We start from the raw sequence: 1,464 nt of genomic DNA, 5'->3' as shown, positions 1-1,464 counted from the left end.
CCTATCCTACACATGCCGACACGAATGCCAGTGCAAAGTTACAGTAAAGGTGCACGGGGTCTTTCCGTCTGACCGCAGGAACCCCGCATCTTCACGGGGAATTCAATTTCACTGAGCTGACGCTGGAGACAGCGGGGAAGTCATTACGCCATTCGTGCAGGTCGGAACTTACCCGACAAGGAATTTCGCTACCTTAGGACCGTTATAGTTACGGCCGCCGTTTACCGGGGCTTCAATTCAGAGCTTGCACTCCTCCTCTTAACCTTCCGGCACCGGGCAGGCGTCAGACCCTATACGTCATCTTGCGATTTCGCAGAGTCCTGTGTTTTTGGTAAACAGTTGCCACCCCCTGGTCTGTGCCCCCTCGACCCGCTTGCGCGGATAAAGGGCCTCCTTATTCCGAAGTTACGGAGGTAAATTGCCGAGTTCCTTCAGCGTCATTCTCTCAAGCGCCTTGGTATACTCTACCAGTCCACCTGTGTCGGTTTCGGGTACGGACGAATGTGGAGGCTATTTCCTGGAACTGCCAGGCCGCCCGATCAATCCAATAAGACCGAACGACTTTCGCAATCCGTCACCATCCACTGGCTCACGAATATTAACGTGATTCCCATCGACTACGCCTTTCGGCCTCGCCTTAGGGACCGGCTAACCCTGCGAAGATTAACTTTACGCAGGAACCCTTGGACTTTCGGCGACACTGTCTTTCACAGTGTTTCTCGTTACTCATGTCAGCATTCGCACTTCTGATATCTCCAGGATGCCTCACGGCTGTCCCTTCGCAGACTTACAGAACGCTCCGCTACCGCGTGCTTGCGCACACCCAAAGCTTCGGCTCGTGGCTTGAGCCCCGGTACATCTTCGGCGCAGAAACCCTTATTTAGACCAGTGAGCTGTTACGCTTTCTTTAAAGGATGGCTGCTTCTAAGCCAACCTCCTGGTTGTTTTGGGATTTCCACATCCTTTCCCACTTAGCCACGAATTGGGGGCCTTAGCTGTTGGTCTGGGTTGTTTCCCTCTTCACGACGGACGTTAGCACCCGCCGTGTGTCTCCCGCACAGTACTTCCAGGTATTCGGAGTTTGGTTGAGTTTGGTAAGGTTGTGTACCCCCCTAGCCCATCCAGTGCTCTACCCCCTGGAGTATTCATGCGAGGCTCTACCTAAATAGATTTCGCGGAGAACCAGCTATTTCCCAGTTTGGTTGGCCTTTCACCCCTAACCACAAGTCATCGGAGTCTTTTTCAACAGACACCCGTTCGGTCCTCCAGTGCGTGTTACCGCACCTTCAACCTGCTCATGGCTAGATCACTAGGTTTCGGGTCTAATTCAACGAACTCAACGCCCTGTTCAGACTCGCTTTCGCTGCGCCTACACCTATCGGCTTAAGCTTGCTCGTTAAATTAAGTCGCTGACCCATTATACAAAAGGTACGCCGTCACCCTTGCAGGCTCCGACTGTTTGTA

General features: G+C 53.0%; 1 rRNA gene. It reads right to left on the bottom strand.

From position 1 onward, the window contains the following. A 23S ribosomal RNA gene (locus DL88_RS18240) occupies positions 1 to 1,464 on the bottom strand; the annotation flags it as partial.

Origin of the sequence: Beijerinckia mobilis (assembly GCF_000745425.1) — a bacterium.
In the GTDB taxonomy this organism is placed as follows: Bacteria; Pseudomonadota; Alphaproteobacteria; order Rhizobiales; family Beijerinckiaceae; genus Beijerinckia; species Beijerinckia mobilis.
Note: the sequence above shows the minus strand (reverse complement) of the source record. Positions and strands in the feature narration are given on the sequence as shown.